The organism is Arthrobacter sp. Y3223164 (genome assembly GCF_059091005.1).
In genome coordinates this window covers 1-6,116 of sequence record NZ_JBNHGF010000158.1, presented here as the reverse complement: position 1 = coordinate 6,116, position 6,116 = coordinate 1, and the positions used below count along the sequence as shown (strand labels likewise).

The following is a 6,116-nucleotide window of genomic DNA, read 5'->3' as shown; positions in this document are numbered from 1 at the left end:
CGCGGCGGAAGGACCGGAGGCCGCCGGCCTCCCGGACGCCGGGGGAACAGTCCCGCGATCCGGCCGGAAGGGCCGGCGCTGACGCCGTCGGAATGTGACGCCCGTGTGGCGGCCCATGACCCCTGCACGTGAAGCCAGCGAAGCCGCAGGTCTACGATTGAAGGGTGACCGATACAACCTTCATTTCTTCCGTTCCCGACCAGCTGCCGACGGCAGCGGACTATCCCGGTCTGGATGACTGGCGAGAGCTGCCGGTGGTGCAGCAGCCCACCTGGCACGATCCCTCGGTCTACGCGTCCTCCGTTGCCGAGCTGAACTCCCTGCCGCCGCTGGTCTTTGCCGGGGAAGTCGACGTCCTGCGGGAGCGTCTGGCCCTGGCCGCCGACGGCAAGGCGTTCCTGCTCCAGGGCGGGGACTGCGCCGAAACCTTCGGCGCGGCCACTGCCGACAAGATCAGTGCCCGCGTCAAGACCATCCTGCAGATGGCCGTGGTGCTCACCTACGGCGCCTCGCTGCCCGTGATCAAGATGGGCCGGATGGCCGGGCAGTTCGCGAAGCCCCGCTCGTCCAACGACGAAACCCGTGAAGGCGTGACCCTGCCGGCCTACCGCGGCGACATGGTCAACGGCTTCGAATTCACCCCCGAGTCCCGGGCCCACGATGCCAGCCGGATGGTGCAGGCGTACCACACGTCCGCTTCCACCCTGAACCTGATTCGGGCTTTCACCCAGGGCGGTTTCGCCGACCTGCGCCTGGTGCACCACTGGAACAAGGGCTTCACGGCCAACCCGGCGCATTCGCGCTACGAGTCACTGGCACGCGAAATCGACCGCGCCGTGAAGTTCATGGATGCCTGCGGCGCCGACTTCGACGCCCTCAAGCGGGTCGAGTTCTTCGCCAGCCACGAGGCGCTGGTGCTGGACTACGAGCGCGCGCTGACCCGCATCGATTCGCGGACGGGCCTGCCTTACAACACCTCCGGGCATTTCCTCTGGATCGGTGAACGCACCCGCCAGCTGGACGGCGCCCACGTGGACTTCCTGTCCCGGGTGCGGAACCCCATCGGCGTCAAGCTGGGCCCGACCACGTCCGCCGACGACGCCCTGCGGCTGATCGACAAACTGGATCCCGAGCGCGAGCCGGGCAGGCTGACCTTCATCACGCGGATGGGTGCCGGCAACATCCGCCACAAGCTGCCGGAGCTCGTAAAGCGGGTCACCGAGAGCGGCGCCAAGGTGCTCTGGGTGACCGACCCCATGCACGGCAACACGGTCACCTCGCCCAACGGCTACAAGACCCGGAACTTCGACGACGTCATCGAGGAGGTGCGCGGTTTCTTCGACGTGCACCACGAACTGGGCACCTTCCCGGGCGGCCTGCACGTGGAAATGACCGGCGACGACGTGGCGGAGTGCTTGGGCGGCGCCGATCCCATCGATCAGAACGCCTTCCTGGACCGCTACGAGTCCGTCTGCGACCCGCGGCTGAACCACATGCAGTCCCTGGAGATGGCGTTCCTGGTGGCGGGGGCGCTCTCCCGCCAGCGGTAGCCCGCCGCACGCCCGCCGTCCCCGCGCTCCTCAGGACCGGGACGAGATGGAAGGCCCGGAACCAGGTGAACAGGTTCCTGGCCTTCCGGCTTCACGGGACGCGGGCGGGGCGAGCCGCCGGCTTGCCGGCTCAGGCTCTTGCTCGCGCCAGGGACAGCGTCACACCACGGTCAGGGTGATGACCGATCCCTCCGGCAGCGACCCGCTGTCCGGGTCCTGCGTCCGCACGGTGCCGAAGAAGCCGCCGAGGAACTCCTTGACCTTCACCTCGAAGCCCAGGTCCTCCAGCGCGCGCTTCGCCTCGTCGACCTGCCGGCCCACGGTGTCCGGAACCTCGACCATCCGCGGGCCCTTGGAAAGCGTCAGCGTCACGGTGTCACCGCGGATGACCTGTCCTTCGGCCGGCGTCTGCGCCGCGACCGAGCCGGCCGGGACGTTGCGGTCGAACACGGCCTCCGGGGCCACCGCCACCTTCAGGCCGGCGCCTTCCAAGGCTGCGGCGGCGTCGGACTGCGGCTGGCCCACCACCTGCGGCACGCTGAACGGCTTCGGCCCCTTGGAGACCGTGAGCCCGACGGCGGTGCCCCGCCGCAGTTGTTCGCCCTCGCCGGGTTTGTGGCCGAGGACGGTACCCGCCGCTGCTTCTTCGTCGTACTTCTCCTTGACATCACCGGCGGCCAGCCCAGCCTCCTCCAGCGCGGCGGTGGCCTCCTCCACGCTCATGCCCGCCAACGCGGGCACGCCGAAGAGCTCCGGGCCCTTCGAGACCACGAGGGCCACCTGCTCGAAGCGGCGGACTTCGACGGGCGCATCGGGTTCCGTGCCGACGGCTACCCCCGCGGCCAACTTCTCGTCGAAGACTTCCTCGAGCGTGTACTCCAACCCCTGTTCCCGTAGCATGCCCTCGGCTTCGGCCACCGGCTTGCCGGCAACGTCGGGTACGGAAACAATGGCGCCTGGCCCCATGCCGAAGAACCACCCTGCGGCTGCGACCAAGGCGGCCAGGATGGCCAGCACGACAATCCAGATGATGCCCCGGCGCCGGGGATTTCCGCGGCGCAGGTTCTGTTCGGGACGCCGCGATTGGCGGGCGAGTTCCCGCTGGCGCTTCTTGGAATCGCGGGCGGAGAGCGGGCGCTGCTGCGCGGCCGGTGCCGCCGCGGCGGCCTCGCCGGCCCTGAAAACCTGCGTGTGGTTTGCGGAGCGGGAAATGACGGTGGTGCGGTGCGGATCGGACGGGATGACCTGGGTGGATGATGTTCCCGCCGGCTCGGCCCGGGGAGGCCGCGCATCCAGCTGGGCGTCGCTGAGGGATTTGTGCACGTGCCGCAGTTCACCCAGCAGCGCGGCGGCGTCCACCGGCCGCTGGTCCGGATCGGATCCGGTGCACCAGAGCACCAGTTCGTCGAGGTCGGGAGCCAGCCCGGGAACCAGGGTCGACGGCGCGGGGACGGTGGAATTGACGTGCTGGAATGCCACCTGGATCGGCACGTCGCCGGTGAACGGCTGACGCCCGGTCAGCATCTCGAACAGCATGATGCCCACCGAGTAGACATCGCTGCGTTCATCGGACGCGGTGCCGGTGACCAATTCGGGCGGCAGGTACGCCACCGTCCCGATCAGGGACCCGGTGTTGGTGCTGGTGGTCACGGCGCGTGCCAGGCCGAAGTCTCCGAGCTTGACCCGGCCGTCGTCGGACATCAGCACGTTCTCCGGCTTGATGTCCCGGTGCACCAGACCAGCGGCGTGCGCTGCGGCGAGCCCCTCGATCACAGGATCAAGGACAGCCAGCGCATGCCGCGGCGTCAGCGGAGCGGACTCGTCGAGCAGGTCCCGCAGCGTGTGTCCGGGCACATATTCCATCGCGAGGTAGGCGACGTTGCCGTCGATGCCCTGGTCGTAGACGCCCACCACATGGGGGTGTGAGAGCCGGGCCGCGGACTTGGCCTCGCGTTCAAACCGCTCCAGGAAGCCGGCGTCTTCCGCCAGGTAGGGATAGAGGACCTTGAGCGCCACATTGCGGTCCAGCCGGGTGTCGGACGCCAGGTAAACGGTGGACATCCCGCCGCGCGCCAGGCGCGAGGCAACCCGGTAGCGCCCGTCGATCAGGGCGCCGACCAGTGAATCAGTTGCCGGTTGCACTCTATGATCCTAAGTCCGATGAGCGAAAGGACCCGAATCAACACTGCGATTCGGGTCCTTTTGCCACGGGGGCGGTGGCCGCTAGAACTTCTTCATGTGCGATTTCACCGCGGCCACGTAGGCCTTCGTATCCTTGTACATGCCGTACGTCATCACGCCATACTGGCCCTGGTAGTAGGACGCAATGGCGATGTCCAGGGACGGGCTGGTGCTCACCAGGGATCGGATGATCGCTACGCCGGCGGTTGCGTTGTCGTACGGATCCAGCAGGTTGAGCTTGCGGCCCACCAGGGTCGAGGCCCACTCGCCCGAGGACGGAATGACCTGCATGGCGCCGATCGCGTTGGCCGGGGACACGGCGTCCTGCTGGAAGCCGGATTCCTGGTAGGCGTGCGCCAGGGCGAGCCGCGGGTCCACCCCCATCTTGACGGCCGTCTCGGCGATGATGTCCTTCATCTGCGCCTGGGTGGGCTGCGGGGTGGAGAGCAGCAGGCGCTTGTTCTCGTTCGCCTTGCCCACCACCGCGGCCGGGTAGGTGTAGTGCAGGAAGGTACTGGGAACCAGCGGCTGGGCCGACGCGGTGCCCACACTCGACGTCGTGGTTTGCGCACCGCCGGGGACGGTGATCTTCTGGCCCGGGTGGATGATCGACGTCGACTTCAGGCCGCTGGACTGCAGCAGGCTGGACAGGGTCACGTTCAGCTTGCCGGCAATGCCGGACAGCGTATCGCCGGACTTGACCGTATAGCTGCCCCCGCCGGTGGCTGCGGCGCTGTTGGCCGGTGCCTTGGACGACGCCGACGCGCTGGTGACCGACGAACCGCTCACCTTGATCTTCTGTCCGGGGTAAATGACCGAGGTGACCTTGAGGTTGTTGGCGGAGAGGACGGAGCCCAGGCTCATGCCGTGGCGGGCGGCAATCCCGGAGAGGGTATCGCCCGGCCTGACCGTGTAGCTGCCGGTGCCGGAGGGCGCGACCGCCTTGGTGGAAGGTTTCGCCTGCGCGGCCGGGGCGGAGGCGCTGGAGGCCTTGGCCGCGCCGTTGACCGAGATCTTCTGGCCCGGGTAGATGATCGAGCTGATCTTGAGGTTGTTGGCGGAGAGGAGGGCGCCCAAACCCATGCCGTGCTTGGCGGCAATCCCGGAGAGGGTATCGCCCGACTTGACCGTGTAGCTGCCGGTACCGGCGACGGTTTTGGTGGAAGGTTTCGCACGGGTAACGGTTGAGGCGGCCGAGACCTGGGCGGCGCCGCCGTTGACCGAGATCTTCTGGCCCGGGTAGATGATCGAGCTGATCTTGAGGTTGTTGGCCGAGAGCACGGCGCCCAGGCTCATGCCGTGCTTGGCGGCGATGCCGGAGAGGGTATCGCCGGACCTGACGGTGTAGCTGCCGGAACCCGACGAGGACTGCTTCGCGGCGTTGCCGGAGGACTTGGCGGCCGAGCCGCCCAGCTTGATCTTCTGCCCCGGGTGAATGATGGTGCTGGCACTGAGGCCGTTCAGCGACAGTACCTTCTGCGTGGAGAGGCCGTACCGGGCCGCGATGCCGCTGATCGTCTCGCCGGCCCTCACCGTATGGACGGCGGGAGTGTTCTGCGCCCGCAGGGAAGCGGGCAATCGGGCGGCAACCTGGGAAGCGGGAATGAAAGCGGTCGCCGGAACCGTAACGCCCGGAATCGCCGCCTTGGGCTGCAGCGCAGAGCGCGGCGGCAGCTCGGCTGCCTGGGCCGGCATGGCCAAGGCAGCGGAGGACAGCACGACGGCGGGAATCGCCGCGGTTGCTGCCGCGGACAGTAGTACCCGGCGGGGCTGGCTGCGGTCGTTGCGCGTGATCGGGCGCTGATCGGTCATTGGTGTCCCTCATCCTTGTTCTGCGGCCTGGCGAGCGTCCCCCAACGGGCCGCACAGTGGTACTGGTGTGCCGTTTGTTATCGATGTGAAAGCTGTTACTCAAGTGAATTTACACTATTGACGCATAACACAAAAGCCACCGGCGGAGAATGAAGAATGAAGGCGGCGTGTCGAAAAGGAAATGGCTCCGCGGGGGCCGCCGTGGCACCCTTATACGGTGAGTGAACTTGAAGAACTGATTACCGACTGGCTGCCCCTTCCCGACGTCGCCGAACAACTGGACGTCTCCATTAAAAAGGTGCACGCCCTGCTCGAAGAACGCGCCTTGGTGGAGGCGCGCGTGGGGGAGCGCAGGATCCGCTCGGTGCCGGCGGCGTTCCTGGTCGGCGGGACCGTGCTCGAAAGCCTCAAGGGGACCCTGGCGGTGCTGTCCGACGCCGGCTACAGCGATGAGGAAGCCCTGGTCTGGCTCTTCACCGCCGATGACTCGCTGCCCGGCCGGCCCATCGACGCGCTGCGCGAGGGCCGCAAAACCGAGATCCGCCGCCGCGCCCAGGCGCTCGGCTGGTAGGG

General features: G+C 67.8%; 4 protein-coding genes. 2 read left to right on the top strand and 2 right to left on the bottom strand.

The window, feature by feature from the left end; all coding sequences use genetic code 11:
* Positions 1 to 164: 164 nt before the first annotated feature.
* On the top strand, positions 165 to 1,550 hold the full coding sequence (locus AC5RUJ_RS09455; protein ID WP_493999453.1) for a class II 3-deoxy-7-phosphoheptulonate synthase: 1,386 nt from the start codon (positions 165 to 167) through the stop codon (positions 1,548 to 1,550).
* Positions 1,551 to 1,709: 159 nt separating this feature from the next.
* Here the strand turns inward: AC5RUJ_RS09455 and pknB are convergent, their stop codons facing one another.
* On the bottom strand, positions 1,710 to 3,692 hold the full coding sequence (pknB, locus tag AC5RUJ_RS09450; protein ID WP_494129112.1) for a Stk1 family PASTA domain-containing Ser/Thr kinase: 1,983 nt from the start codon (positions 3,690 to 3,692) through the stop codon (positions 1,710 to 1,712).
* 81 nt (positions 3,693 to 3,773) lie between these two features.
* Complete coding sequence (locus tag AC5RUJ_RS09445; RefSeq protein ID WP_494155796.1) at positions 3,774 to 5,543, bottom strand: LysM peptidoglycan-binding domain-containing protein; 1,770 nt, start codon at positions 5,541 to 5,543, stop codon at positions 3,774 to 3,776.
* A 217-nt stretch (positions 5,544 to 5,760) separates the two neighbouring features.
* Here AC5RUJ_RS09445 and AC5RUJ_RS09440 point away from each other — a divergent pair, with 217 nt between their 5' ends.
* Positions 5,761 to 6,114 (top strand): Rv2175c family DNA-binding protein, encoded by a 354-nt coding sequence (locus AC5RUJ_RS09440; RefSeq protein ID WP_494014841.1) that lies wholly within the window; start codon positions 5,761 to 5,763, stop codon positions 6,112 to 6,114.
* The last annotated feature ends 2 nt before the right edge of the window (positions 6,115 to 6,116 follow it).

What these genes read in the sequence shown, in the direction of transcription:
- AC5RUJ_RS09445 (WP_494155796.1), bottom strand. Translation starts at nt 5,543, where the DNA reads ATGACCGATCAGCGCCCGATCACGCGCAACGACCGCAGCCAGCCCCGC.